Here is a 24,772-nt window from a genome sequence, read left to right on the forward strand (position 1 = left end):
AGAAAGAAGGAATTGACATGAAAAAAGTTTATGCAACTAAGATGATTAATACCGGTGGTCGTACAGGAGAAGTTCACTCACCTGATCACGCTTTTACCATGAATATTTTGCCTCCTGGCAGCAAAGAAAAAGGCCCAGCAAATCCCGAACAACTTTTTGCAGCAGGTTACAGTGCTTGTTTTAACAGTGCACTTTCTTATATTAAAGAACAAGCGGGCTTTACCGGTGAATCTACGATTGAAGTAACCGTTTCTTTATATAATTTGAGTCAATCGGAATTACCTGACGTGCAATTAGGTGTTGAAATTGCCGGACATATCGACGGTGCGACGAATGAAGAAACAATGGAATTATTGCAAGAAGCGCATAAAGTTTGCCCGTATTCTCGTGCTACCAAAGGAAATATCGCAGTAACTATTAATGCTTATTAAGTAAGGGGGTAAAAGAATGGAAACTCGTGCAATTGTCATTAATCAGTATGGTGGTAGTGAAGGTTTACAAGAAGAAAATGTGAAGCTGCCCGCTTTAAAAGAAGATCAAGTTTTAGTTCAAGTTCAAGCGACCTCAATTAATCCAATCGATTGGAAATTGCGAGAAGGTTATTTGCAACAGATGTTTGATTGGGAATTTCCCATTATTCTTGGCTGGGATGTAGCTGGAATAATTAGCGCAGTTGGTGAAAATGTCACAGACTGGCAAATCGGTGATCGTGTTTTTGCTCGACCGGCGACTACGCGTTTTGGAACTTATGCCGATTATGCGATTGTGGATACAAATCTTTTGGCTAAAATACCCGCTAATATTTCCTTTGAAGCTGCTGCTGCCACACCTCTGGCGGCTTTGACAGCTTATCAAGGATTATTCAATCATGGTCATTTGCAAAAAGGTGAAAAAGTTTTGATTCATGCTGGTGCCGGTGGTGTCGGAACTTATGCAATTCAATTAGCAAAAGCACAAGGAGCTGAGGTATTTACAACTGCTAGCAAAAAAAATCATGAACTGCTTTATCGCCTTGGCGCAGACAAAGTAATTGATTATCATGAAGAAAATTTTGCAGAAGCTTTTTCTGATTTAGATTTGGTATTAGATACAATGGGAGGAAAAATTCAAGAAGACAGTGTCCAAGTGCTCAAAAATGGTGGTCGCTTAGTCACAGTCTTAGGTATCAGTAATCCGGATTTAATGACAGCTAAAAATATTTTTGCACAGGCTATTTGGTTAGAACCAAATGGTAAAGAGTTAGCGCAATTAGCCAATAGGATGCAGGCAGGTCAGTTAGAAAGTGTTATTGGTGCGCAATTTCCGCTAACGGCTGCAGGAGTGAAATCAGCCCATGAATTAAGTGCTACCCATCATGCGGTGGGCAAAATTGTTTTAATCAATAATTAAAAAATATAGATAAATAAAAGTACAGCTTTAAACAACACAAAAAATACAGCAGAAATTATAGGTATAATTTTCGCTGTATTTTTTGTGTTGTTTAAACTTTTTCTACGCGTAGCTTGAGGCTTAGGGGCGATTTTGTTGGCGCCATTTTAAAGGCGTTTGTCCCTTAATTTTTTTAAAAGAGCGGATAAAATAGCTAGGCTCCAGGTAGCCGAGTTCTTCACTAACATCGCTGATTGATAAATCAGTATCTTTTAACAACTCTTCGGCCCAATAGATTTTTAGCTTACTGTAAATCTGGCTAAAAGGCTCACCAAATTCTTCTTTCAAAAGACGGCTTAAATAACTAGGGCTCAAATTCACCAACTGTGCTAGTGTTGGCAGATCCACATGATTGCTTTTATTAGCGAAGACGGCATCGACAGCTGGTTGCAAAATTTTGTTTTTAGCTTGATAAATGCCACTGTTGGTATTTAAGCGTTTTTCTAAGACTGATTGGCGAATATCCTCTTGAATAAAGGTCAAATCAACCGGTTCTTCATCTTTTATGACAGCTAAATTTGTAGTGCGCTTTGTTAGACGAAGTGTTTGTTGATAGGCTTTGATTAAGTAATCTTTTTTGATGGCTTCGGTGACAATATATTCACTTAATTGTTCTAACATATTGGCTGCATGATTTAAATCGGCCATACTAAAACGCGGATAGGCGTTAATTAAATCCTGATGTTCAGCTTTAAAGGCGGCGACATCAGCGCGGGTATCCAAGTTTAAAATCTGTTCTAATTCTTCTTGTTGTTCGTCTAATAAAATTTCCCCTGCCATAATAGCACCGACGTAATTATTGTCCACCAGAATAGGAATGGCTAAATCAACAATATTAAAATGACAGCGGTAAATGAAAGGTTCACCGGTGCGCACAGCTTCTAAACCGCCGCGGGCATCACATTTTTCACAAAATTGTGCTAATTGTGGGTGGTGACGGGCTAAGTTACAAAAGGGTTTCACTTGGCTGTGCTTTGTAATGGGTTTGCCTTTGTAATCAACTAAAATAATTGCTAAGTGGGTAGCGACAGCAATACTTTCTTGTAGGCGCTCCCATTTTTCTAAATCCAAAACTTTTTCAATTTCAAAATGGGTACTCATAATTGGGCCCTCCGTAGTTTTATTATAGAACTTTTTGGTTTAATGACAAATAATTGCTATTTCACAAAAAAGTTCTATCTAAATTTATAAGAAAGCGCTATCAAAGTGTCGTGTTAATTGTAATGGAAGCGGTTATTATTGTGGCGTAGAGAAAAAGAGATAGTTAATTTTTACTATCTTTAATTTTCGATTTATAAAAAATCGACCCACCACAAATGAGGAGGAATTTACTATGAGAAAAGCATTAATCTTACCAACAAAGTATGTCCAAGGAGAAAATGAATTACTAAATTTAGGTTATTTTGTTCAAACATTTGGCAAATCAGCTTTACTAATCGCAAATCCAGAAGATGTCAAACGCGTGAAACCGCAATTAGATGCGACTGCCAAAAAATTTAATATCACCTTTATTGAAGGTGGTTTTAATGGTGAAGTTACTCGCGCAGAAACCAAACGCTTGCAAGCTGTAGCAAAAGAAAATCATACTGATGCCATCGTTGGTTTAGGTGGTGGTAAGGCTATTGATGCTTCAAAAGTAGTCGCAGAAGGCGAACATTTAATTATTGTACCAACAATCGCGGCAACGGATGCACCAACTTCACATTCTGCTGTTTTATACCATGAGGATGGTTCTTTTGATGATTATGCATACTTTAAACAAAGTCCAAGTGTCGTTTTGGTAGATACAACTGTCATCGCCAAAGCACCAACCCGCTTTTTAGTTGCTGGTATGGGAGATGCTTTGTCCACTTATTTTGAAGCAAGAGCCACGCATAACTCTTATTCACGGGTAAATGCGAGCTTACCAATGGGCTCAAGAGAAGGTTTAACACCTAATGCGTCTGGAACGTATGCGGCTTTAGCGATGGCTAAATTATGCTGGACTCATTTGCAAGAAGATGGTTTAAAAGCCAAAATTGCAGCGGATAGTAATTTAGTAACAGAAGCTTTAAATAAAATCGTTGAAACCAACATCTTGCTTTCAGGACTTGGTTTTGAAAGCGGTGGTTTAGCAGCAGCACACGCCATTCATAATGGGATGACGGTTTTACCAGGTGCCCATGGCTACTTGCACGGTGAAAAAGTGGCTTTTGCAACAATTGTTCAATTGGTCTTAGAAGATGCGAACAAAGAAGAATTAGAAGCAGTCATGGATTTTAGTGCTTCTGTTGGTTTGCCATTAACATTGGCTGATTTGGGAGTTGAAACGATTTCCTTTGATGAAGCCATGGCAGTTGCTGAAATTGCTTGTATTCCAGAAGAGTCCATTCATTCAATGCCGTTTCCAATTGTGGTAGAAGAAGTGGCCAATGCGTTAATTGTCGCAGATAAAATTGGTCAAAATTATAAAGAGCGACACGACTTAGCATAGATTTTTATTGACGAAGGAGTAGGTTATCCATGAAAAAAAGTATCTTTTTAGTTTCCCATAGTAAAGAAATTACAGACGGTATTAAAGCTATGGTGGAACAAATGGCTCAAAAAGAAGAAGTAGCTATCTTTTCTTTAGGCGGCACGGCTGAAGGGCAATTGGGCAGTGATCCAACCAAAATTACGGCTGCCGTAGAAGCATCACAAGATGCCGCCGTCTACCTTGTTTTTGCCGATTTAGGCAGTGCGATGTTAAGCGCTGAATTGGCCTTTGATTTGTTAGATGAAAATGACCAGAAAAAATATCGCTTAGTGGACGCTCCTCTAGTTGAAGGTGCCTTTGCAGCTGCAATTACTGCCGGCATTACAGATGATGTTGAACAAATCATGACAGAAGCAAAACAAGCAGGCAAAAAAGGATGGTAAAAAGATGAAGAAGATTATTAATGAACCGGGTATGATTGTGGATGAAATGTTGCAAGGTTTAGTCAAAAGCTATCCTGAATCAATTCACCAAGTGGCTGACTCGCGTGTTGTGGCAAAAAATGAAACCAAAAAACAAGTTGGTCTAGTATCTGGTGGTGGAAGTGGTCACGAGCCAGCCCATGCTGGCTTTGTAGGGGAAGGGATGTTAAGTGCGGCCGTTTTAGGCGATGTCTTTACTTCTCCAACCCCTGATCAAATTGAAATCGCTATAAATGAAGTAGATTACGGCGCAGGTGTTTTATTAATTGTAAAAAATTACACCGGCGATATTTTAAATTTTGAAATGGCGAAGGATATGGCAGCATTAAATGAAATTCCAGTGGAGATGGTCGTAGTTGATGATGATGTCGCAGTTGAAAATAGTACGTATACAGCCGGAAAACGTGGCGTAGCAGGAACTATTTTAGTGCACAAAATTTTGGGTGATGCAGCCAGAAGTGGTCTAAGTTTAAGCGAATTAAAAACGCTGGGGGAAAAAGTTGTCGCTGAAATTAAAACCATTGGGGTGGCCTTAGCTGCGGCAACCGTACCGGAAGTTGGAAAACCTGGCTTTACTCTAGCAGAAGATGAAATTGAATTTGGTGTTGGTATCCATGGTGAACCCGGCTACCGTCGGGAAAAGATGCAGACTTCAAAAGAGATGGCCAAAGAATTAGTTGGTAAAATTTTGGCACAATATGAACAAAAACCTGTTGAAGTTGGGGTGTTGGTGAATGGTATGGGCGCAACACCGCTAATGGAACAATTTGTCTTCATGAATGATGTCTTAAATGAATTAAACAGTCAAGGTATTGCAGTTACTTTTCACAAAGTGGGCAATTATATGACTTCCATTGACATGGAAGGACTTTCTTTAACCTTGATTAATTTGAGTGAGAAAACTTGGTTAAGTGCGCTAAACAGTCAAGTAGACACAATTTCTTGGTAAAAGTTGGCAAAGAAAGGACAAAAAAAACAATGGAAATAACCGTAAAAGAATTGCAAGCATGGTTGGCAGATTTTGCAGCTGAAATAAAAGCCAAAAAAGATTATTTAAGTGAGCTAGACACCCCGATTGGTGACGGGGATCATGGAAATAATATGGCTCGCGGAATGAAGGCCTATGAAGAAAGTTTGGCACAACAAAAACCTGCGACAATTAGTGATACCTTTAAAGTATTGGCAATGGCCTTAATTTCAAAAGTTGGAGGCGCTTCTGGGCCCCTCTATGGCTCAGCTTTTATGAATTTAACCAAAGAAACGAAAGATACTACAGAAATCACCAGTCAGGCCCAATTAGGAAATTTAATGGCACAAGGCTTAAATGGTATTCAATTACGGGGAAAAGCTGAAGTTGGCGATAAAACGATGGTCGATGTCTGGTCACCAGTGGTTGTCGCGTTAAAAGAAGAAAATTTAACGGTTGAAAAAATTACAGCTGCTAAAGAAGCTACAAAAGATCTAGTGGCCAAAAAAGGCAGAGCTTCTTATTTAGGCGAGCGGGCAGTAGGCCATATCGATCCTGGAGCAGCCTCAAGTGCCTTGTTATTTACCACTCTTTTAACATATTTTTAAAAGCGTAACGAATAAATAACATTTTAGGAAGGGAAAAAAATGAAAACAAATTTTGATTTTATGATGCCCAGTGTCAATTTTTTGGGCCAGGAGTAATTAAAAAAATTGGCGAACGAGCAAAAATATTAAATATGAAAAAGTCTTAATTGTGACAGATAGTTTTTTGCGTCAAATGGAAAATGGTCCGGTCAAACAAACAGAAGCAAGTTTATCTGATGCTGGTGTGGCTTATGCAATTTTTGATGAAGTAGAACCTAATCCCAAAATTCGCAATGTGAAGGCTGGGGCAGCATTGTATCAATCTGAAAACTGCGATGCCATTATAACCGTGGGCGGTGGCTCTGCTCATGATTGTGGCAAAGGGATTGGAATTGTTTTGACCAATGGTACTGACGTGACAAAATTGGCAGGAATTGAAACGCTAGATAAACCATTACCTCCACTAATGGCAGTTAACACGACGGCAGGTACTGCTTCTGAAATTACCCGGCACGCAGTCTTGACAAATGAAGCGACACATTTGAAATTTGTGGTAGTTTCATGGCGTAATGTACCGCTAGTTTCCTTTAATGATCCATTACTAATGTTAGATGTTCCAACAAAATTAACCGCTGCAACTGGCATGGACGCATTGTGTCATTGTGTGGAGGCTTACGTTTCAGAAAATCACAATCCGATTACAGACGCGCAAGCAATTCAAGGAATGAAGCTAATTGGGCAATATTTACGACGTGCAGTGGCAAATGGTCACGATTTAGAGGCACGTACCAATATGGCCTATGCTTCGTTACTTGCGGGTATGGCATTTAACAACGCTGATTTAGGGTATGTTCACGCAATGGCGCATCAATTAGGTGGTCAATACGATGCGCCTCATGGTGTTTGTTGTGCTGTATTAATGCCTACTGTTGAACGTTGGAATATGATCGCTAGTCCAGAACGTTTTGCAGATATTGCTGTTTTTTTAGGTGAAAATATTGCAGGCTTGTCAAAAATGGCAGCTGCTGAGCGGGGAATTGCAGCATTAGAACGTATTTCAGAAGATGTCGGCATTCCTGCAAATATTAAATCCATAGGCGCAAATCCGGCTGACTTTTCTTTAATGGCAGAAAATGCTTTGAAAGATGGGAATGCTTTTTCAAATCCCCGTAAAGGGACAAAAGCCGATATCGTTTCACTGTTTGAAGCAGCCTATAATGCTTAACTAAAGGGATAACAGGTGGTATTAAAACCGTCTAAAATAATAGCACCTTTTTCTATTTAACTACTCCTACGCGTCGTTTGTTGACAAAAACTGTCAACAAAAAGAGCTGTGACAATTGTTGTCACAGCTTTTTTTGTTTGCTTAGAAAGTTTAGTGAAATATAAGAAATGTGAGCACTAAGCGGACTATTTTAGTTTTAGTGCTAAAAATGATACGCTTACATTGAAGGCAAATTAAATAGTAGAGGAGTGGTGAAAATGGAGGAGAAAGAAAAACAATTAGCAGACTTGGCTAAAGAAGCAAAAAAAGATAAGACAATGGAAAAAATCGACGAAATGGAAAAAGAATTGCAACTGGATGATGACAATGAAGAAAAAGATGAAAAAGAAAGCAAAGGCCTTGAAAAGGTGTTAGAAGAGACCCCGTTACCTGGCGCCAATTTTCGTGGCCCAAACCAGACCTTTTAGGCAATTAAAAGTATAGGTGTAAAATCGTAAAAGATAATACAGGCTCAAATAAAAGCCAGTTTCTTGAAATGTAGTACTTCTAAAAAGTTAGATTTTTAATCTGACTTTTGGAATTGCTGCAAAAGAAAATGGCTTTTTTTTGCTTGGTAACAGAAATTTATAAAAAAGTTAGTCAAGTTTCTTTCTTGTTGACAAAGAATTTTAGATATAGTATATTATACGAGTTGAGAAATGAAAGCAGAAGCACCCGCTTCTCGCCTTAGTGAAGATATTGCTGGGCAGAATAGTTAGATCGCTTGTTTACAAGCTGATTTTGCGCGCGGGTTCGAATTCGAACTCGTTTTTTTATTGCTTTCTCTCTTCAAAAAACTTGGAGGTGAATGACCATAGCAAAGGATATGATGGTAAACGACGGCATTCGTGCACGTGAGTTGCGTTTGATCGACCAAAACGGTGAACAATTAGGTGTTAAAACTAAAGCAGAAGCATTGAGTATTGCAGAACAAGCCAATCTTGATGTCGTTTTAGTAGCTCCCGGTGCGAAACCACCAGTAGCGCGGATCATGGATTACGGGAAATATCGTTTTGAACAACAGAAAAAAGATCGTGAAGCTCGTAAGAAACAAAAAGTGATCAACATTAAAGAAGTTCGTTTAAGTCCGACAATTGATGTCAATGATTTCAATACAAAACTGCGTAATGCACGTAAGTTCCTAGAAAAAGGAGACAAAGTGAAAGCTTCGATCCGTTTTAGAGGTCGTGCCATTACCCACAAAGAAATTGGTCAGAAAGTCCTTGATCGCTTAGCTGAAGAAGTTGCGGATATCGCAGTTGTTGAGCAAAAAGCGAAGATGGACGGACGCAGCATGTTTCTAGTGGTTGCACCAAAACCTGAGAAATAAGCGTCAGTCAGTCAAAGTTCATGAAGAATTGATTTTGAGGAGGAAATTAGTTATGCCAAAACAAAAAACACACCGCGGTTTAGCAAAACGCGTAAAACGTACCGGTAAAGGCGGATTAAAACGATTCCGCGCGTTTACAAGCCACCGTTTCCACGGCAAAACAAAAAAACAACGCCGTCAATTGCGTAAAGCAAGCATGGTGTCAGCTGGCGATTACAAACGTATCCGTCAACAATTAGCTCGTATGAAATAAGCTAATTGAACCCTTGCTTTACCATTTCAAAAATTCGAGATTTATTTTAGGAGGAATTAAACATGGCACGTGTTAAAGGTGGAACAGTAACTCGTAAACGTCGTAAAAAAGTGCTTAAATTAGCTAAAGGTTACTACGGTTCCAAACATACTTTATTTAAAACAGCAAAAGAACAAGTAATGAATTCATACAACTACGCATACCGCGATCGTCGTCAGAAAAAACGCGACTTCCGCAAATTGTGGATCGCACGTATCAACGCAGCGGCTCGTATGAACAACTTGAGCTACTCAAAATTAATGCATGGCTTGAAATTGGCTGAAATCGACATCAACCGCAAAATGTTGGCTGATCTTGCAGTCAACGACGCAGCAGCTTTCACTGCACTAGCTGACCAAGCGAAAGACGCATTGGCTAAATAATTAGTATAAATATTGATTTATCAGTGTTTACTCTACCTTTTATTGTGAAGGTAGAGTTTTTTATTGCCGTTTTTATTGCTATGTTCCAAATCTTCTGTGTTTAATTGCGATAATTTCTGCTATTGTTCATCTGAAGAATATAAATAGAATTCTTTTGTTGTAGCAACTTCTTTGTGACCTAATCTTGCAGAGATGTCTTTTAATGGAACACCAAGATCACTAAGAATAGAGACATGAGTATGTCGTAGTTTATGAATAGTAATTTGCTTGTGACCATATTGATATCTTTCCATTGAAAAAGAAATTGAATTGGCAAAATCCTATTCAATTTAGAAAAGCAGTTAGCTACCTAATCCTCATTTTATTGCATGAAAAAAGAGTGGATTTCTCCACTCTAAAAAAGTCTAACTTTTGGGGGGCACTACAAAGCTCCCTGCTTTTTATTTGATAACGTTCGCTATAGCGAATGGGAGGGACTTAGAAGCTCCAAGAACAGTTTCATAGGTAATAATCCCTCTAGAATATCCATAGACAGTTATTTGATCATCTTCTAATAGACGACCATTTACTTGACTATCAAAATATTCGACAACCATTACTTTGTCATAGTCATTGTTTACAGCTAATCGAATTTTATTAAATAAAAATCCTTCGATAACTTGTAGAACTTTTCCAGAAAATTTTACTTTTGTATTTTCTTTAACGTCTTCTTCATAATACTTATCTGGATTTCTTGCAAGACTATCATAGGATGGGGTATTTACATAAGTTTGGGGGTTCTTTTTCTCTTTTTCGGCTTTTTCTTCTTCTTGACGGGCTTCCTCTTCTTCAAAACTGCTTTCTATGGTTTCTTTCAAAGAGTCAATTTCATTACTTTGATAAGTCAAAAAAGAATACCCTTTCTTATCTTCAATGTACTTGTTTCCTTTGTTAATATACTCAATTGCCGTTTGCTTTTTATCAGATGGACAAAATTTATGATCTTTTACTTTATTTAATTCTGTTATTTTTGTTTGTAGGTGCTGTGAAGCCAATTGTCTAATCTCATTTTCTTCAATATTAGTTCTAAAATCTGTTAAATCGACTATAGCGGTGCGTAGTTCATTTATAGAAGTGGATGCGCTGAGGTTGATAGATTCACTTGTTTTCTTTTCGATTTTGTTCTTAGTAACATCATCAATATATGTTAAATTAGTTAAATCTGTTAATTGATCTAACTCTTTTTCTACAGAACTTTGTGCATATTTGAGCTGTTTGCCTTCCATGTCGTCTATTACTTTTGAAATTTTTTCTTTTCTATCAGTTGCTGCTTTTGTTGAAAGTGAAGCCACATTTTTTCCGATTCATATAGTTCTAAATAATTATCCATGTCATAATTATCTAAGAATTTCTGCGAACGTATTTTCTCGCCACGTGCTATTTCCTTGTTCAATTGTTCTTGAGCAAGTTTTTTTTCATCATTTTTTTTCTGTACTGTAATTGTTGTAACTATTCCTACAATTATGACTAGAAAAATGGATAATAATGCAATTTTTCTCTTCTTCCCCATCAAAAACATCCCCTTTTTTAATTTTTTTATAATTAAATTTTAATATATTTATCTGCATTTAACAAGAATAAAGGTCGCTCTTTTGATAATGTTGATAAATTTGTTGTATATTACATTAATGTAGTAAAAGTGAACTTATAATAGTATATTTTTAAACTTATTGAGAAAATAATCGTATCTATAGGAATACTGCGTTTTGTCTAATTTTTACCTAAATTAATCTAAAAAGCCTATTCCATTATTTGGAATAGGTACTTTTTGTATCGCCAGAATTTATTGCCATATTTGTTGCCACTGTGATAAAGCTTAATAAAATTCATTCAAACTGTATTTACTATTTTAAACTGTTTTTTTTGTTATAAAACATAGTAAAAGTCAGTACAATACGATTAATTAGCTGACCAAGCGAAAGACGCATTGGCTAAATAATTATATTTAACTACTGCAAATCCCTCACGAATTTCGTGAGGGATTTTTTTACGATTTACACGTCCTGAAGTAAGGCGTATAAAGGCAGTAGCTCTTTGTAAGTTTCTTCAATATATTGCGCGGCTTTAGCAGGATGATGCCATAATTCATCTTTATTTTTAATAATTCGTCCAATTTGGAATTCAGCTTTTTTAACGGTGCTCAGTCGCAGTAAGGCATGTTCTAAATTTTCTTGCGTTAATGGGACTGTTTTTTCTTTGGTATGATCCAAACTCATAACGGTATCTGCTGGTAGCCTATCAAATATAGCAGTGTTTTTTAACAGTATAGCTGCCATTTCTTTTTGTCTTTTTGGTTGATCGATAATGGAGAGCCACATGAAAACATATTCTGGCCAAATACCGATTTGAAAGTGAGCACTCATTTTGTAGCCGCGTTTACCTTCGCTCATAGCGGCCCAAGTATTTTCGGGCGGGTGAACAGTTCTACGGCGGTGTTGGGCAATATGCAGATAAAAAGGATGTTTAAAGTGTTGTGCTAGCATTTCGCAAGTTGGGTTACCAATTGCTGTAAAAACTGGCTGAATCTCGCTACGAATAGCAGCCATTCGTGCTTCTAAACCTGGTATAGTAAAAACGGTAAAGCTTTTTTCATTAAACATTTCATAACTCCTTTTAGTTATTGTTAGTTTAAAGATAGCATATTTTCTTTTCCAGATAAAAAATAACAATTCAAAATTTTTTTCATAAAAAGTCTTCTATTTTTTAAGTTAATGTTACAATTGTGTTACAAAAGAAATGTTTTTGTAAAAAATAAAAGTGAAGAAGTGTGATCAAAGTGAAAAAAGTATTGGGGATTTTGGCTTTCATGGCACTATTAACAGTTCCAAGTGCGTATGCCGCTGAGGAAAATACGGCTGCAAATGTGAATGAAAGTGAAGAAACACTAACCACCACAACGGCTGAGCAGATGAGTACGACGCAAACGACAACATCTTTAGAGACGACAAGTGAAAAGACAACAGATACGACAACCACAGCTGTTGAAGTGGGGGAAGCAATCAAAAATGGTATTGAAGAACAGACGGGAATTAAAGCTGTTGAAGCTAGTGAAACCGTTAATCAAAATGTAGTTGAAATTCGCAAAGCCTTAGCAAGTGGGCAATATGCTATTACGCCAGAAGAGTTGGCAAACTATACAGATGAACAGTTAGACGAAGCGTTGCAATTATTTACCCGCATAAATCAAGATTTTTATGGTATGGATTTAGGTGCGTATGTACGTCTATTAACAGCCTTGTATCAAGATAAAACAATTGCTGTGTCATCAGCACTTGCAGCTTTAAGTTTTGACGCGACCGGTTTATCTTTGTCGGAGTTGAAAAACCAAGTCGATGCATTAGAAAATTACTTGCAAACTGTTTATCCAGCCAACAGTAGCTTTATTTCAATTCGGCAGTTAAGCCATGATGAACTGCTTGCGATTTTAAATTTTATAACACCACTACAAGAAAAAATGTTGGCAGAAGAAGGGCGATTTTTCCCCGGCATTATTGCTTGGATTGCCCGCTATGCCTCTGAAGGAATCCCGCAAGCCCGCAATGAATTGGTGAAGCCTGTGACAACGAATGCGACCACAGAAACAACCACTGCTACTAATGAGACGACAACGGAATCTTCTGTAACTAAAAAAGAAGATAATAAAAAAGAACAAACTGGAATTTTACCAAAAATGGGAGACAATCCGATGTTTTATGTTTCAGTTATTGGGATATTGGTAATTATTAGCGTTACTTTTATTTTTTATCGTCGCAAAAAGAAATAGACACTTTATAGCTAGAAAATAAAATATCCTTGGGAAAAAACTGGTAAAAACAGTTTACATTCACAAGGATATTTTTTTGAGCGATTATTTAATTTATAACTACGGACATGATTTTGATAACTAAAGTAGTCAGAGTAAATGGATGAATTAAAAAAATAGAATCGGGAAAACAGGATTTGAACCTGCGACCCCTTACTCCCGAAGCAAGTGCTCTACCAAGCTGAGCTATTTCCCGTCAACGATTACTACGTTACTGCTAAAAGATAATTTTTGCAAAAGAAAAGGTCAAGTGTTTCGTAAAACGACTTAGCATCATGACAGAGTGCAAGTCATCAGTTATACTAATTAAAAGTCATCTTTTCTAAAGGGACTAAGGAGGTTTTTATGGATTTTGCCAATCAAGATTTTGCATATTACGAGCGCACCATTGCATTGATGTATCGCAAGTTTTTTATGAAGCGGATTGTATTATCACTTTTAGCACTTTTGATTATTGTTATTTACAGTCTTATTTTTAAAGATCATTTACTTGTAAATGGTGTTATTGTCGTCATACTTTTAGGGGTAACTTTTCTACTGCTACAAAAGCTGCAGGAATTTCCCAAAGTTTATGCTGACTTTTTAGCACAAAATAATCCGACAGCTGAAATTATTCAAATTGAAGAAGCGGAATATACGTATAATGTCAAAAAAGATAAGCAATTAATCGTTGCGATTAATAAAAAAGGGGCGCGTAACTTACCTGCTAGTAATAAGCAATATACTTTGTTAGTCGGATTTGCGAAAAACTTTTTTACACTGCAGCCTTTGGAGCTTTACTATTATGATATGTTGGAGCTGACTTATGAAGAGAAGTTTCGGTTAAAACGCAATGGTTACAGTAACGTGCCTAGGTTTTTACGCCGTTTTACTTGGAGTAATTTGAAGGCTACCGCTGGCAATGGTGTGAATTTCATTTTAGGAAATCTGTTTTTCTTATTTATTTTATATCGATTACTGCGTTATTTATGGCGCTTTGTTCAAATCTTGTTTTGATTGTTATTTAATAATTTACTTATTGACAGCAAATGTTGTGGATGGTAGATTTGTATCAAATTTTAAGAAAAGGGGTCAGGCGGACATGGCACAGCGAACTGTTTTAGTTGCAGATTGTTGTTGTATGGTGCAAAAAATTGCAGCATACCATTTTGTCATGCCTATTAATAGACCTAGTTTCTAAAATTTGTCGTAAATAATTCTGCGTGCACCAGAGTATATTTGCAAATATTTTTAGACTTTTCGAGGTACTGATTAATAGTCAGTACCTCTTTTTTTATTTTCAACGTCAAAATAAGGAGTAAAAACATGATAGTAAATCAGATTGATGAATTGATCGGCAAGACGCCAATGATACGGTTTACCAGTAAACAATTGCCGTTGCCTTTGGGGACAGAAATTTTTGCAAAACTGGAGTTTTTAAACCCTGGCGGCAGTATTAAAGATCGCTTGGGGCAATTTCTAATTCAAAAAGCGCTACGAAAAGGAGAACTGCAAGTAGGGGGTACGTTGATTGAGCCGACAGCAGGTAACACCGGAATTGGGTTAGCGTTAGCGGCGCAACCGTATAATATTCAAACCATTTTTGTAGTACCAGAAAAATTTAGTTTGGAAAAACAAGCGTTAATGCAAGCATTGGGGGCTGAAATTGTTCATACGCCAACAGCTGCTGGCATGAGTGGTGCAATCAAAAAAGCCAAGGAATTAGCAGCAGAAATTCCTAATAGTTTTCTGCCGTTGCAATTTGAAAATAAAGAAAATCCACAAGCTTACTATGAAACCTTAGGCCCAGAAATTGCGGCCGAGTTTCCAAGTGGGTTGACGGCTTTTGTAGCAGGAGTCGGCTCAGGGGGCACTTTTGCTGGAACAGGCGCTTACTTGCAAGAAAAATATCCTGAAATTTTGTTGTATGGTGTAGAACCAGTGGGCTCTATTTTAAACGGTGGGAAAAGTCATCGTCATGAAATTGAAGGCATTGGGGTAGAATTTATTCCGCCATTTTTTGAAGCTTTAACAATCAGTGGCTATGAAACCATCAGTGATGACTTAGGATTTTCTTATACGCGTAAATTAGCCCAAACCTTTGGTATTTTGGCTGGCAGTTCCAGTGGCGCGGCTTTAGCAGCGGCAGTGAATGTGGCCCAAAAATTGCCTGCTGCTAGTGTGATTGCCACAATTTTTCCTGATGCAGGCGATCGCTATTTATCAAAAAAAATTTACAGTCGGACAAATTATTAAAAGAATTAACAGTAAAAATTTATCAAAAGAAATTTTGAGGAGGAAATTTTATGCATCTCAATACGAAACTTATTCATGGGGGTATTAGTACAGACCCTGCTACAGGAGCTGTTAGTGTCCCAATTTATCAAACATCTACTTACAAACAAGATGCTGTTGGTAAACCAAAGGGGTATGAGTATTCTCGCTCAGGAAATCCTACTCGATTTGCCTTAGAGAAATTAATTGCCGATTTAGAAGGTGGGGTAAAAGGCTTTGCCTTTGCTTCTGGTTTAGCAGGTATTCACACCGTTTTATCTTTATTTAACCCTGGAGATCACATCTTACTAGGAGATGATGTTTACGGCGGCACGTTTCGTTTGCTGGCACAAGTTTTTGAGAAGAATGGCTTGACCTATACAACAATTGACACGAGTGATTTAAGTAATATTGCCGAAAATGTTCAAGCAAATACGAAGGCCCTTTACTTGGAATCTCCTAGTAATCCACTTTTGAAAATCACAGATATAAAAGGCGCTGCGGCATTAGTCAAAGCCAATAATCTTTTGACAATTGTGGATAATACATTTGCTACACCGTATTTTCAACAACCTTTAAACTTAGGGGCAGACATTGTGGTGCATAGTGGCACGAAGTATTTAGGAGGACATAGTGACGTCGTTTCTGGTTTAGTGACGACGAATAGTCATGAATTAGCAGAAAAAATCGGCTTTTTGCAAAATGCGATTGGAGCAGTGCTAGGACCCCAAGACAGTTGGTTAATGCAACGGGGAATAAAAACTTTAGGCGTGCGTATGCGAGAACATCAGCGTAACGCTTTAAAAATAGCTGAATTTTTACAAAATCACCCGGCTGTTGCTAAAGTTTATTACCCGGGTCTTAGCACACATCCGGGTTTTGAAATCGCAGAAAAACAAATGCAAGGCTTTTCCGGCATGGTTTCTTTTGAACTTTTGGCAGAAGAAAAAACGACAACATGGGTAGAAAGTTTAACTTTATTTACCCTTGGTGAAAGTTTAGGTGGTGTTGAAAGTTTGGTCGAAGTTCCTGCAGTAATGACCCATGCATCCATTCCCAAAGATAAACGAGAAGAAGCAGGGATTAAAGACGGCTTGGTCCGTTTATCAGTGGGTTTAGAAGATCAACGAGATTTATTGACAGATTTAAAATTTGCCTTTGAAAAGGTGGGATTGTAAATGGGTTTGGAGTTTATGCCGATTTTTAAAGAGTGGGCTGGCGCATATGATGATACAGTGGCAGGAGGCGATCGTGAATATGCCGAGGTCTTTTCAAACTATAATGAGATGTTGCACATGATTGCTGAAAAGTCAGGGCAAACTGTGTTAGAATTTGGCAGCGGTACGGGTAATTTAACTATTAGTTTATTAAATGCTGGTAAAATTGTTTACCCAATTGAACCATCAGCTGAAATGCGAGCGCTGGCCCAAAGTAAGCCTGAACTTGAAAAGGTGGATTTTTTGACTGGCGATATGGAAAATTTTCCTGTGCCAAATGATAACATCGATACAATTGCCGCGAATTTTGTTTTCCATCATTTAAATGGCATAGAAAAAAAACAAGCGCTAAAAAAATACGCCACACTTTTACCTAAAGGTGGCAAAGTCATTATTGGTGATACGATGTTTGTTTCGCAAATCCGCTTTGATGATGTAATTACAGAAGCTGTGAAGGCTGAAAAATTAACACTCGCTGCTGATTTGCAACGAGAATACTATCCTTTATTACCAGATTTAGAAAACTATTTCCATGAAGCTGGTTTTGCGGTAAAATTTTGGCAGATTAACACCTTTGCCTGGATTGCCGAAGCTGTAAAAAAATAATGCAAAAACTTCCCCAAAAATTCAGGAAATTTAAATGAAAAGGAGTATCAACAATGAAGATGAATGTTGAAAGTTTCAATTTAGACCACACAAAAGTAAGCGCGCCTTATGTTCGCGTTGCTGATCGTAAAACAGGGGGTAATGGCGATACGATTATTAAGTATGATGTCCGTTTTAAACAACCCAATAAAGAACATATGGAAATGAAAAGCTTGCATTCTTTGGAGCATTTAACAGCCGAATTAATTCGAAATCATGCCGATTATATTGTAGACTGGTCCCCGATGGGATGCCAAACCGGTTTTTACTTAACAGTTTTAAATCATGATAATTACGCTGAAATCTTAAGTGTTTTGAAAAAAACGATGGAAGATGTATTAGAAGCGACAGAAGTGCCTGCAAGTAATGAAAAACAATGTGGCTGGGCAGCTAATCATACGTTGGAAGGTGCTAAAAGCTTAGCCCGAGAATTTTTAGCTAAAGAAGATGAGTGGTCAGAAGTTTTTGCTACAAAATAAAAAAGTTAAGCTCAAGCTCTTAGCTGTTCAGAGCTTACGTGAAAAACACCGAGATCAAGGACGTCATTTCCTTTATCTCGGTGTTTTAGTTTTAATCAGAAGATATAAAGTTTTCCCGTGAAATTAATTGCAGCTGTATCCGTGGCTGTTTCACAAACTAGCACTTTAAGAAACAAGACGAAATTTCCAAAAAATTAAGCAACAATTTTAAAAAAGTTCTGATCTTATCTCTCAGGGCTGAAGGATTCTTTCAATTTTTCTGGCTAGTCCTTTTTTAATAAATTTTTAGAGGGCTGTATAATCACTGAATAGTTGGTGAAAGGTTGGGTTTGCTTTTTTTAAGTGGACCAAACGCCCGGAATCCCCTTGCAAGAAGCAGTGTTGACTGTCACCTGTCGTCAAGATTTTACTTTCATCTGTTACAGGTGTAATACGATACGCAAAATTTAGACGGGTACCGGTGTATTTTTCTACTGAAACATGAATTTTTACCGTATCACCGTAACGAATCATATCTTTATACTGACAACTCACCCCAAGTACCGGGACGATAATGCCGCTTGCTTCTAAAATGTGATAAGGCAGCCCCAAGTGTTCCAATAAATCAACACGAGCTTCTTCAAACCAGCGTATATAATTGGAGTGGTGGATAATTTGCATTTGGTCGGTTTCATAATAATGGGGACTGCGGACATATCCTGAATATTTCTCCATAGTTGCTCCTGTCTTTTTTTTATTTAGCATAGCAGTCTTTTATAAAAAGTACCAGAATATTAAAAACGGAATAAATCATCAATTAATTCATAATCGTCATTGTTGAGGCGAATGTCTGTTGCTTTTGCATTGGCACGCATTTGTTCTTCATTGCGAGCACCAGGAATCACAGCAGCAATATGGGGATTTTTCAAATACCAAGCCAAAACTAATTGTGAAACGGTGGCATCGTTACGGTGAGCGATAATCTTCATCTCTTCCATTGTGGCGATAATTTTTTGATAACGTTCGCCGGTAAAATCGGCTTTTTTACTTCGCGGGTCTGGAGCAGAAAATTTTTGATCCGCTGTATATTTTCCTGATAGCAAACCAGAAGCTAATGGGAAATAAGGGATAAAGCTGATTTGGTGTTTGTCTAAATAAGGAAACAATTCTGTTTCGGCTTTACGGTGTAATAAATTGTAATTGTCTTCAACAACATCGACATAATTGTCTAAATTTGCTTCTTTTACTTGCGCTAAAGAAAAATTAGAAACACCAATGGCCCGAATTTTACCGGCTTCTTTTAATTCATGTAAAGCTTTTACAGCTTCATTTTTTGGTGTCGTTTCATCTGGGAAATGAATGTAAAAAATGTCAATGTACTCTGTTTGTAGGCGCTGTAGAGCATCTTCTACGGCATTTTTTAAAAATTCGGGACGATTGTCCATTTTGTCTTCGTTGCCAGGAATATGGGCAGCTTTGGTCGCGATAATCACGCGAGCCCGATCAAATTCATCTTCTTGTAGAACTTCACCGATTAATTTTTCCGATTGACCCAAACCATAAGCATAGGCTGTGTCTAGCATGGTGACACCATTGCGTAGCGCAGTGCGTAAAATCTCTTTGCCCACTTCGTCATCTAAATTTTTGAAAAGGTTATGCCCACCAATTTTATTTGTACCAAGTCCTAAAGTTGATGCGTAAACTTGTGATTTACCAATTTGTACATCTGCCATGAAAAAGACCTCCTGTATGTTTACTTTTCTATCTTTACTTTAGTCTAAATCAATCTGACAAAAAGCTGAATTGAAACGTCTTGTGTAAAATTAATTTCTTATGTTCCTAGTTAAAAAGAGGAAAAAAAGCTAGCTGCAAGCACTAACTCTTCGTAACAATAAGTCGAAAAGTCGAAATCTTGAGAAACTTGCGGAACAATTTTCAAAAATTTCACGCTTATTTTTGGGGAACTAAACAAAGTTTACTCAGCATTTTTTCATCGCAGTCCGTCATTTTTTTGAAAAGCTTTTTGAAAAATCTTGACATTTTCACGTAATTCTAGTAGCTTAACAGTAATAGTTAAAATCAGTGAAAGAAAGAGTAGCAGATAAGTCACTTTTTAGAGAGAACTACCTTGGCTGAAAGTAGTTTAAGTCTTATTTGTCAAAGACATTCTGGAGATGAGCGCGTGCAAAGCCGCTTCCGTTTCACCAACGTTATCGGTGTTGAGGAAAGTTTAACTTTCAAATATAGGTGGTACCGTGGACTAACAATTCGCCCTTGTGAGAACAAGGGCTTTTTTTGTTTTTCAAAAACTGCCAATTACTGATTAAAAAAGTGTCTATGGAGGGTAAAAAATGGCAAAACGAACTGTGTATTGTGGTTTAGTTTCAAAAGCAGAATTAGAACAAACAGTTACATTAAAAGGTTGGGTTCAAAAACGTCGTGATTTAGGTGGCGTAATTTTTATTGATTTGCGTGACCGAGAAGGTATCGTGCAAGTTGTCTTCAATCCCAAATTATCAAAAGCAGCATGGGAAATTGCTGACAAATGTCGCAGTGAATACGTAATTGAAGTAACGGGTAAAGTTATTTTACGGGATGAAGCAGCAATTAATCCAAAAATGAAAACCGGTGAATTCGAAGTTATCGCAAGTGACATTACAGTTTTAAACAAAGCGAAGACACCGCCCTTTGCAATTGAAGACGAGCAAGAAATTAGCGATGAAATTCGGATGAAAAATCGTTCAATTGATTTACGTCGTCCAAAAATGACACAAAATATTATCATGCGTCATAAAACCACCCAAGCAATTCGTCATTATTTAGATGAAAATGGCTTCTTGGATATTGAAACGCCTTACCTTGGTAAATCAACCCCAGAAGGTGCACGGGATTATTTAGTTCCTTCTCGGGTACACCCAGGACATTTTTATGCATTACCGCAATCACCACAACTATTTAAGCAACTATTGATGAATGCTGGATTTGATCGCTATTATCAAATTGCCCGTTGTTTCCGGGATGAAGATTTACGGGGCGATCGACAACCAGAATTCACCCAAGTAGATATGGAAATGAGTTTTCTAACAGTTGAAGAAATTCAAGATTTAACTGAAGGCATGATCGCCCGCGTGATGAAAGAAGTTAAAGGCATGGATGTAAAATTGCCATTTCCACGCATGACTTATGATGATGCGATGAATCGTTATGGTAGTGATAAACCCGACACTCGTTTTGAAATGGAATTGGTGGACTTAGGCGATGTTGTAAAAGATGTCGATTTCAAAGTTTTCCAAATGGCACTAACTTCTGGTGGTGTGGTTAAAGCATTAAATGCCAAAGGTGCTGCCAGCAAATATTCACGCAAAGATATGGACAACTATGCGCATTATGTTAGTCAATTTGGTGCCAAAGGATTAGCCTGGGTGAAAGTGGAAGAAGATGGCTTAAAAGGTCCAATTGCTAAATTCTTAACCGAAAAAGAAGCAGAAATTATAAAAGCAACAAACGCGCAAGTTGGAGACTTGCTTATGTTTGGTGCCGATCAATTTAACGTAGTCACGGCTGCTTTGGGGGCTGTTCGTAATAAAATGGCCAAAGAATTAGGGCTAATTGATGAAAGTAAATTCAATTTCTTGTGGATTACAGACTGGCCACAATTTGAATACAGTGAAGAAGAAGGGCGCTATGTTTCTGCGCACCATCCATTTACTTTACCAAAAGAAGAAGATATTCAATATTTAACAACCGACCCAACTAAAGTATATGCCCAGGCCTATGATATTGTTTTAAATGGTTATGAATTAGGTGGCGGCTCGTTGCGTATTCATGAACGTGAATTACAAGAAAAAATGTTTGCAGCACTAGGTTTTGGTCGAGTGGAAATGCAAGAACAATTTGGTTTCTTACTAGATGCCCTAGAGTACGGATTCCCACCACTTGGGGGTATCGCATTAGGCTTAGATCGTTTTGTTATGTTGTTGGCAGGAGAAGACAATATTCGCGAAGTCATTGCCTTTCCAAAAAATGGGAAAGCAGCCGATCCAATGACGCAAGCACCAAGCACGGTTTCACCTTTGCAGTTGTTTGAATTAAGTATTGATGTGACCGCTACAGAAGAAGACTAAAAGAATCTTAAAAGGACGCTCACTTTGGTGGGTTGTCCTTTTCTTTTTGGGCTAGACTTCGTATAATGTACACAGCGAGAAGAAAGTTGAATTATTGTGTTGTGCATTGATTTGGCTGGCCTCTTAGTTAAAGGCATAAGGAGCTTTTTTATCATGAAAAATATTGCGCAAAAAGTCAATTTTACTGACTATTTGCAAAAGTTTTCGTTTTCAGTGGTTTACGCAATTTTAGCCTCAATTGCGGTGAACTTTTTTTACCAGCCGGGGAAAATTTATTCTAGTGGGATTACTGGGGTAGCCCAAATCATCACGACACTATCTAAAGATTTATTAGGGTTTCATCTGCCGGTTTCGGCAAATTTATTGATTTTAAATCTGCCATTATTTTTAGTTGGCTGGTATAAGGTAGGCCATAAGTTTACGATTTTTACCGGGATTACAGTTATATTGACCTCACTGTTTATGCAGATTATGCCAGAAGAAGTTTTAACTACAGATCCAATTGTCTGTGCTATTTTCGGTGGTGCCGTCATGGGAGCTGGAATTGGCTATGCACTAAGAAGTGGTCTATCTTCTGGGGGCTTGGATTTTGTCAGTATTGCCATCCAAAAAAAGACCGGTAAGACGGTGGGATCAATTTCCATTATCTTTAATATTTTGATTATGTTTGCTGCAGGCTTACTCTTTGGCTGGCAATATGCTTTATATAGTGCCATCGCTATTTTTGTTAGTGGCAAAGTCACTGATGCCGTTTTTACCAAGCAAAAGAAAATGCAGGTGACCATTATCACCCGTCACCCAGATGCGGTTATTCATCATATTCAAGATAAAATGCGTCGGGGAATTACTATTATTAATGAGGCAGAAGGCGCTTATAAACACGATAAACAGACGGTGCTTTTAACTGTGTGTACACGCTTTGAGCTACCGTTATTACGACAGGCTATGCGTGAATCTGATCCGAAGGCCTTTGTGAGTATTGCCGAAAATGTTCAAATTTTAGGACGTTTTTATGAAGAAGAATTATAAATAGCAAGATAAAAAAGGAAATAATCTACAAGAATTTATTTTGAAAAGTGGCGAAGTCATGGAACAAAAAACAAAACGAAGATACATTACCGGCCTTGATGGTGTGCGCACCTTGGCTGTTTTAGGCGTTATCTTTTATCACCTTTTGCCTGATAAAGTAAAAGGTGGCTATTTAGGGGTAGCGATATTTTTTGCAATTTCAGGTTATTTGATTACCGATCATTTAAATCAAGAGTGGCAAGCAACTGGGAAGATTCGCTTACTGACCTTTTACAAAAAACGATTAAAGCGTCTGTGGCCCAACTTAGCTTTGGTAATGGTGCTTTCCACTGCGTATATTACGTTATTTCAACGTAACCTCTTGAATAATTTACGAGGCGTATTTTTTAGTAGCCTATTATTTTTCAATAACTGGTGGCAAATCAATAATGGCGCTTCTTATTTTGACCGCTTCAATAATGAATCGCCTTTTACCCATATTTGGTACACCGCTGTTGAGGCTCAAAACTATTTAATTTGGCCCATTATATTTATTATATTGATGTTGCTTTTGAAAAAAAGAGGGAAGATTTTTATTGCCATTGTGATTGGTGCTATTGCTTCGGCAATCTGGATGGCGATTTTATTTAAGCCTGGTAGCGATCCAACACGGGTGTACTATGGGACGGATACCCGTGTCTTTGGAATTTGGTTAGGTAGTGCGTTAGCATTCATTTGGCCTTCGAATCATTTAAAAGAAAAAATTCCTCGTGAAGCCAAACGCTTATTAAATGGGGTGGGATTAGGTTCTTTACTCCTTTTGATTTTGAGTTTCTTTTTCTTAAGTGATCAAAGTAAATTTTTGTATTATGGCGGCTTCTTTTTAATCAGTATCTTATGTGTTTTGTTGTTGGCCGTCGTGGTACATCCTGGTGCCAGCTTAAACAAATGGCTTACCAATCCGATTTTTAGCTACATTGGCAGTCGGAGTTATTGGATTTATTTGTATCAATATCCGGTCATGATTTTTTATGAAGCAAAAATAAAAAACTTAGCAGACAATGTTTTGCTACACACGATAGTTGAAATCTTTTTAATTATGCTTTTGAGTGAACTATCGTATCAGTTCTTTGAAAAGCCATTAAAAAACTTTGACTACAGTAAAACTTGGCAGACAGTCAAAGGCTGGTTTAAAAAACCAATCTTAAGTCGCCAGAAACCAGCGCTAATCCCAACTATTGCCATTTTAGCAATTACACTGGTGGGTTTAGTTATTGCGCCGGTAAATCACGTGGATGCTAATCAACAAAGAATGAAAGAACAGATCTTAGCCAATCGCAAGATTGCCGCTGAATCGAAAAAAACTGCAAAAGAAAAGACAACTGAAAGCTCAACTAGTGGAAGTCAAGATAAAGAAGCCACCGCAAAACAAGCAGAACAACATTTAGAATTAGCCAAGAAATATGGTGTCACAGACCAACAAGTAAAAAAATCTGATGCGGCGAAATTTACTTTCTTTGGTGATTCGGTCATGTTAGGCGCAGCAGCAGGTTTAAACGAAATGTTCCCGAATTCAGTAGTAGACGCTGAAATTAATCGGCAGGTCTATGCTAGCGTAGATTTACTGCAAAAACTAAAAGATGATAAATTGTTACATGACACAGTCATTATTGGTCTTGGGACCAACAGTCCATTTACAGACCAACAATTTGGCGACATTATGAATGTAATGGGGAAAGACCGCAAAGTTTACTGGATCAATATGCGTGCCCCGACTGTTCGAACACAAGGCACAGTTAATGCAGCTTTGACCAAAATGGCAAAGCAATATAAAAACTTAACAATCATTGATTGGTATGACTATAGTATCAACCATGGTGAGTGGTTTTATGAAGATGGCACCCACATCAATCCAGATGGGTTAACCAGTTATGTAAAACTAATGGTGGACAGTTTAATTAAAGCCTAAACTGAAATAAGAAAGAAAACTCCTTTTATCCAAGTATTTATCAGTATTAACTGATCGGCTTGGTAAAGG

Annotated in this window: 26 protein-coding genes, 1 tRNA gene, 1 pseudogene and 1 other annotated feature; of the genes and pseudogenes, 20 read left to right on the forward strand and 8 right to left on the reverse strand. The window is 37.6% G+C overall.

Annotated features, from left to right (window positions below):
* Positions 1 to 17 precede the first annotated feature (17 nt).
* Both P3T75_RS02370 and P3T75_RS02375 read left to right on the forward strand, forming a co-directional pair.
* Entirely contained in the window at positions 18 to 431 is a 414-nt protein-coding gene (locus tag P3T75_RS02370) for an Ohr family peroxiredoxin (RefSeq protein WP_282462110.1), read from the forward strand.
* A 16-nt stretch (positions 432 to 447) separates the two neighbouring features.
* Entirely contained in the window at positions 448 to 1,389 is a 942-nt protein-coding gene (locus tag P3T75_RS02375; RefSeq protein WP_016173753.1) for an NADP-dependent oxidoreductase, read from the forward strand.
* 120 nt (positions 1,390 to 1,509) lie between these two features.
* Here the strand turns inward: P3T75_RS02375 and P3T75_RS02380 are convergent, their stop codons facing one another.
* A complete protein-coding gene (locus P3T75_RS02380) occupies positions 1,510 to 2,529 on the reverse strand; it encodes a PocR ligand-binding domain-containing protein (RefSeq protein WP_016173754.1) in 1,020 nt (339 codons plus the stop codon).
* A gap of 232 nt (positions 2,530 to 2,761) precedes the next feature.
* Between P3T75_RS02380 and P3T75_RS02385 the strand changes: the two genes are divergently transcribed.
* The 9 genes and pseudogenes from P3T75_RS02385 to rplT all read left to right on the forward strand — a co-directional run bounded on the left by P3T75_RS02385 (position 2,762) and on the right by rplT (position 9,188).
* Positions 2,762 to 3,901 (forward strand): glycerol dehydrogenase, encoded by a 1,140-nt coding sequence (locus tag P3T75_RS02385; RefSeq protein WP_016173755.1) that lies wholly within the window; start codon positions 2,762 to 2,764, stop codon positions 3,899 to 3,901.
* Between the two features lie 29 nt (positions 3,902 to 3,930).
* Positions 3,931 to 4,326, forward strand: a complete 396-nt coding sequence (dhaM, locus tag P3T75_RS02390; RefSeq protein ID WP_282462111.1) for a dihydroxyacetone kinase phosphoryl donor subunit DhaM — start codon at positions 3,931 to 3,933, stop codon at positions 4,324 to 4,326.
* A gap of 4 nt (positions 4,327 to 4,330) precedes the next feature.
* Positions 4,331 to 5,314 carry a dihydroxyacetone kinase subunit DhaK gene (gene dhaK / locus P3T75_RS02395; protein ID WP_282462112.1) on the forward strand — a complete coding sequence of 328 codons (984 nt, stop codon included), beginning with the start codon at positions 4,331 to 4,333 and terminating at the stop codon, positions 5,312 to 5,314.
* A gap of 29 nt (positions 5,315 to 5,343) precedes the next feature.
* On the forward strand, positions 5,344 to 5,940 hold the full coding sequence (gene dhaL / locus P3T75_RS02400) for a dihydroxyacetone kinase subunit DhaL (protein ID WP_282462113.1): 597 nt from the start codon (positions 5,344 to 5,346) through the stop codon (positions 5,938 to 5,940).
* A gap of 39 nt (positions 5,941 to 5,979) precedes the next feature.
* Positions 5,980 to 7,144, forward strand: a pseudogene (locus tag P3T75_RS02405) (iron-containing alcohol dehydrogenase).
* A 257-nt stretch (positions 7,145 to 7,401) separates the two neighbouring features.
* A complete protein-coding gene (locus P3T75_RS02410; protein WP_016173760.1) occupies positions 7,402 to 7,611 on the forward strand; it encodes a hypothetical protein in 210 nt (69 codons plus the stop codon).
* 229 nt (positions 7,612 to 7,840) lie between these two features.
* Positions 7,841 to 7,966 (forward strand) — a sequence feature (ribosomal protein L20 leader region).
* Positions 7,967 to 7,991: 25 nt separating this feature from the next.
* On the forward strand, positions 7,992 to 8,513 hold the full coding sequence (gene infC, locus P3T75_RS02415; RefSeq protein WP_016173761.1) for a translation initiation factor IF-3: 522 nt from the start codon (positions 7,992 to 7,994) through the stop codon (positions 8,511 to 8,513).
* A 52-nt stretch (positions 8,514 to 8,565) separates the two neighbouring features.
* Positions 8,566 to 8,766 (forward strand): 50S ribosomal protein L35, encoded by a 201-nt coding sequence (rpmI, locus tag P3T75_RS02420; RefSeq protein WP_016173762.1) that lies wholly within the window; start codon positions 8,566 to 8,568, stop codon positions 8,764 to 8,766.
* A 62-nt stretch (positions 8,767 to 8,828) separates the two neighbouring features.
* Positions 8,829 to 9,188 carry a 50S ribosomal protein L20 gene (rplT, locus tag P3T75_RS02425; protein ID WP_173103647.1) on the forward strand — a complete coding sequence of 120 codons (360 nt, stop codon included), beginning with the start codon at positions 8,829 to 8,831 and terminating at the stop codon, positions 9,186 to 9,188.
* Between the two features lie 119 nt (positions 9,189 to 9,307).
* On the opposite strand, the gene P3T75_RS02430 is transcribed toward rplT, so the two are convergent.
* From P3T75_RS02430 to P3T75_RS02445, 4 genes are all read right to left on the reverse strand, one after another.
* Positions 9,308 to 9,481: a tyrosine-type recombinase/integrase gene (locus P3T75_RS02430; protein ID WP_282462114.1), complete on the reverse strand. Its 174-nt coding sequence runs from the start codon at positions 9,479 to 9,481 to the stop codon at positions 9,308 to 9,310.
* A gap of 147 nt (positions 9,482 to 9,628) precedes the next feature.
* Positions 9,629 to 10,453: a hypothetical protein gene (locus P3T75_RS02435; protein WP_282462115.1), complete on the reverse strand. Its 825-nt coding sequence runs from the start codon at positions 10,451 to 10,453 to the stop codon at positions 9,629 to 9,631.
* Between the two features lie 8 nt (positions 10,454 to 10,461).
* Positions 10,462 to 10,737, reverse strand: a complete 276-nt coding sequence (locus P3T75_RS02440; RefSeq protein WP_282462116.1) for a hypothetical protein — start codon at positions 10,735 to 10,737, stop codon at positions 10,462 to 10,464.
* Positions 10,738 to 11,221: 484 nt separating this feature from the next.
* On the reverse strand, positions 11,222 to 11,827 hold the full coding sequence (locus P3T75_RS02445; RefSeq protein WP_206903610.1) for a DUF1054 domain-containing protein: 606 nt from the start codon (positions 11,825 to 11,827) through the stop codon (positions 11,222 to 11,224).
* Positions 11,828 to 11,994: 167 nt separating this feature from the next.
* Here P3T75_RS02445 and P3T75_RS02450 point away from each other — a divergent pair, with 167 nt between their 5' ends.
* Entirely contained in the window at positions 11,995 to 12,990 is a 996-nt protein-coding gene (locus P3T75_RS02450; RefSeq protein WP_282462117.1) for an LPXTG cell wall anchor domain-containing protein, read from the forward strand.
* Between the two features lie 161 nt (positions 12,991 to 13,151).
* On the opposite strand, the gene P3T75_RS02455 is transcribed toward P3T75_RS02450, so the two are convergent.
* Positions 13,152 to 13,225: transfer RNA gene (locus tag P3T75_RS02455), tRNA-Pro, on the reverse strand.
* A 149-nt stretch (positions 13,226 to 13,374) separates the two neighbouring features.
* On the opposite strand from P3T75_RS02455, the gene P3T75_RS02460 reads away from it, so the two are divergent.
* The 5 genes from P3T75_RS02460 to P3T75_RS02480 all read left to right on the forward strand — a co-directional run bounded on the left by P3T75_RS02460 (position 13,375) and on the right by P3T75_RS02480 (position 17,623).
* Entirely contained in the window at positions 13,375 to 14,025 is a 651-nt protein-coding gene (locus P3T75_RS02460) for a hypothetical protein (protein WP_282462118.1), read from the forward strand.
* Between the two features lie 309 nt (positions 14,026 to 14,334).
* A complete protein-coding gene (locus P3T75_RS02465) occupies positions 14,335 to 15,264 on the forward strand; it encodes a PLP-dependent cysteine synthase family protein (RefSeq protein WP_282462119.1) in 930 nt (309 codons plus the stop codon).
* A 50-nt stretch (positions 15,265 to 15,314) separates the two neighbouring features.
* A complete protein-coding gene (locus P3T75_RS02470) occupies positions 15,315 to 16,460 on the forward strand; it encodes a cystathionine gamma-synthase (RefSeq protein WP_282462120.1) in 1,146 nt (381 codons plus the stop codon).
* Positions 16,461 to 17,105, forward strand: a complete 645-nt coding sequence (locus P3T75_RS02475; protein WP_206903614.1) for a class I SAM-dependent methyltransferase — start codon at positions 16,461 to 16,463, stop codon at positions 17,103 to 17,105.
* Positions 17,106 to 17,158: 53 nt separating this feature from the next.
* Entirely contained in the window at positions 17,159 to 17,623 is a 465-nt protein-coding gene (locus tag P3T75_RS02480) for an S-ribosylhomocysteine lyase (RefSeq protein ID WP_206903615.1), read from the forward strand.
* A gap of 285 nt (positions 17,624 to 17,908) precedes the next feature.
* Here the strand turns inward: P3T75_RS02480 and P3T75_RS02485 are convergent, their stop codons facing one another.
* Both P3T75_RS02485 and P3T75_RS02490 read right to left on the reverse strand, forming a co-directional pair.
* Complete coding sequence (locus P3T75_RS02485; protein WP_282462121.1) at positions 17,909 to 18,337, reverse strand: acyl-CoA thioesterase; 429 nt, start codon at positions 18,335 to 18,337, stop codon at positions 17,909 to 17,911.
* Positions 18,338 to 18,396: 59 nt separating this feature from the next.
* The gene (locus P3T75_RS02490; RefSeq protein ID WP_282462122.1) at positions 18,397 to 19,335 is read right to left on the reverse strand and encodes an aldo/keto reductase; all 939 of its coding nucleotides are present in this window, start codon (positions 19,333 to 19,335) and stop codon (positions 18,397 to 18,399) included.
* A 618-nt stretch (positions 19,336 to 19,953) separates the two neighbouring features.
* Between P3T75_RS02490 and aspS the strand changes: the two genes are divergently transcribed.
* From aspS to P3T75_RS02505, 3 genes are all read left to right on the forward strand, one after another.
* Entirely contained in the window at positions 19,954 to 21,726 is a 1,773-nt protein-coding gene (gene aspS, locus P3T75_RS02495; RefSeq protein ID WP_282462123.1) for an aspartate--tRNA ligase, read from the forward strand.
* Positions 21,727 to 21,879: 153 nt separating this feature from the next.
* Complete coding sequence (locus tag P3T75_RS02500) at positions 21,880 to 22,755, forward strand: YitT family protein (protein ID WP_206903619.1); 876 nt, start codon at positions 21,880 to 21,882, stop codon at positions 22,753 to 22,755.
* A 58-nt stretch (positions 22,756 to 22,813) separates the two neighbouring features.
* Positions 22,814 to 24,703, forward strand: coding sequence for an acyltransferase family protein (locus tag P3T75_RS02505; protein ID WP_282462124.1), 1,890 nt, complete (start codon positions 22,814 to 22,816; stop codon positions 24,701 to 24,703).
* The last annotated feature ends 69 nt before the right edge of the window (positions 24,704 to 24,772 follow it).

It is taken from the genome of Enterococcus montenegrensis (genome assembly GCF_029983095.1).
In the GTDB taxonomy this organism is placed as follows: domain Bacteria; phylum Bacillota; class Bacilli; order Lactobacillales; family Enterococcaceae; genus Enterococcus_C; species Enterococcus_C montenegrensis.

What these genes read in the sequence shown, in the direction of transcription:
- P3T75_RS02370 (WP_282462110.1), top strand. Translation starts at nt 18, where the DNA reads ATGAAAAAAGTTTATGCAACTAAGATGATTAATACCGGTGGTCGTACA.
- P3T75_RS02375 (WP_016173753.1), top strand. Translation starts at nt 448, where the DNA reads ATGGAAACTCGTGCAATTGTCATTAATCAGTATGGTGGTAGTGAAGGT.
- P3T75_RS02380 (WP_016173754.1), bottom strand. Translation starts at nt 2,529, where the DNA reads ATGAGTACCCATTTTGAAATTGAAAAAGTTTTGGATTTAGAAAAATGG.
- P3T75_RS02385 (WP_016173755.1), top strand. Translation starts at nt 2,762, where the DNA reads ATGAGAAAAGCATTAATCTTACCAACAAAGTATGTCCAAGGAGAAAAT.
- dhaM (WP_282462111.1), top strand. Translation starts at nt 3,931, where the DNA reads ATGAAAAAAAGTATCTTTTTAGTTTCCCATAGTAAAGAAATTACAGAC.
- dhaK (WP_282462112.1), top strand. Translation starts at nt 4,331, where the DNA reads ATGAAGAAGATTATTAATGAACCGGGTATGATTGTGGATGAAATGTTG.
- dhaL (WP_282462113.1), top strand. Translation starts at nt 5,344, where the DNA reads ATGGAAATAACCGTAAAAGAATTGCAAGCATGGTTGGCAGATTTTGCA.
- P3T75_RS02410 (WP_016173760.1), top strand. Translation starts at nt 7,402, where the DNA reads ATGGAGGAGAAAGAAAAACAATTAGCAGACTTGGCTAAAGAAGCAAAA.
- infC (WP_016173761.1), top strand. Translation starts at nt 7,992, where the DNA reads ATGACCATAGCAAAGGATATGATGGTAAACGACGGCATTCGTGCACGT.
- rpmI (WP_016173762.1), top strand. Translation starts at nt 8,566, where the DNA reads ATGCCAAAACAAAAAACACACCGCGGTTTAGCAAAACGCGTAAAACGT.
- rplT (WP_173103647.1), top strand. Translation starts at nt 8,829, where the DNA reads ATGGCACGTGTTAAAGGTGGAACAGTAACTCGTAAACGTCGTAAAAAA.
- P3T75_RS02430 (WP_282462114.1), bottom strand. Translation starts at nt 9,481, where the DNA reads ATGGAAAGATATCAATATGGTCACAAGCAAATTACTATTCATAAACTA.
- P3T75_RS02435 (WP_282462115.1), bottom strand. Translation starts at nt 10,453, where the DNA reads ATGGAAGGCAAACAGCTCAAATATGCACAAAGTTCTGTAGAAAAAGAG.
- P3T75_RS02440 (WP_282462116.1), bottom strand. Translation starts at nt 10,737, where the DNA reads ATGGGGAAGAAGAGAAAAATTGCATTATTATCCATTTTTCTAGTCATA.
- P3T75_RS02445 (WP_206903610.1), bottom strand. Translation starts at nt 11,827, where the DNA reads ATGTTTAATGAAAAAAGCTTTACCGTTTTTACTATACCAGGTTTAGAA.
- P3T75_RS02460 (WP_282462118.1), top strand. Translation starts at nt 13,375, where the DNA reads ATGGATTTTGCCAATCAAGATTTTGCATATTACGAGCGCACCATTGCA.
- P3T75_RS02465 (WP_282462119.1), top strand. Translation starts at nt 14,335, where the DNA reads ATGATAGTAAATCAGATTGATGAATTGATCGGCAAGACGCCAATGATA.
- P3T75_RS02470 (WP_282462120.1), top strand. Translation starts at nt 15,315, where the DNA reads ATGCATCTCAATACGAAACTTATTCATGGGGGTATTAGTACAGACCCT.
- P3T75_RS02475 (WP_206903614.1), top strand. Translation starts at nt 16,461, where the DNA reads ATGGGTTTGGAGTTTATGCCGATTTTTAAAGAGTGGGCTGGCGCATAT.
- P3T75_RS02480 (WP_206903615.1), top strand. Translation starts at nt 17,159, where the DNA reads ATGAAGATGAATGTTGAAAGTTTCAATTTAGACCACACAAAAGTAAGC.
- P3T75_RS02485 (WP_282462121.1), bottom strand. Translation starts at nt 18,337, where the DNA reads ATGGAGAAATATTCAGGATATGTCCGCAGTCCCCATTATTATGAAACC.
- P3T75_RS02490 (WP_282462122.1), bottom strand. Translation starts at nt 19,335, where the DNA reads ATGGCAGATGTACAAATTGGTAAATCACAAGTTTACGCATCAACTTTA.
- aspS (WP_282462123.1), top strand. Translation starts at nt 19,954, where the DNA reads ATGGCAAAACGAACTGTGTATTGTGGTTTAGTTTCAAAAGCAGAATTA.
- P3T75_RS02500 (WP_206903619.1), top strand. Translation starts at nt 21,880, where the DNA reads ATGAAAAATATTGCGCAAAAAGTCAATTTTACTGACTATTTGCAAAAG.
- P3T75_RS02505 (WP_282462124.1), top strand. Translation starts at nt 22,814, where the DNA reads ATGGAACAAAAAACAAAACGAAGATACATTACCGGCCTTGATGGTGTG.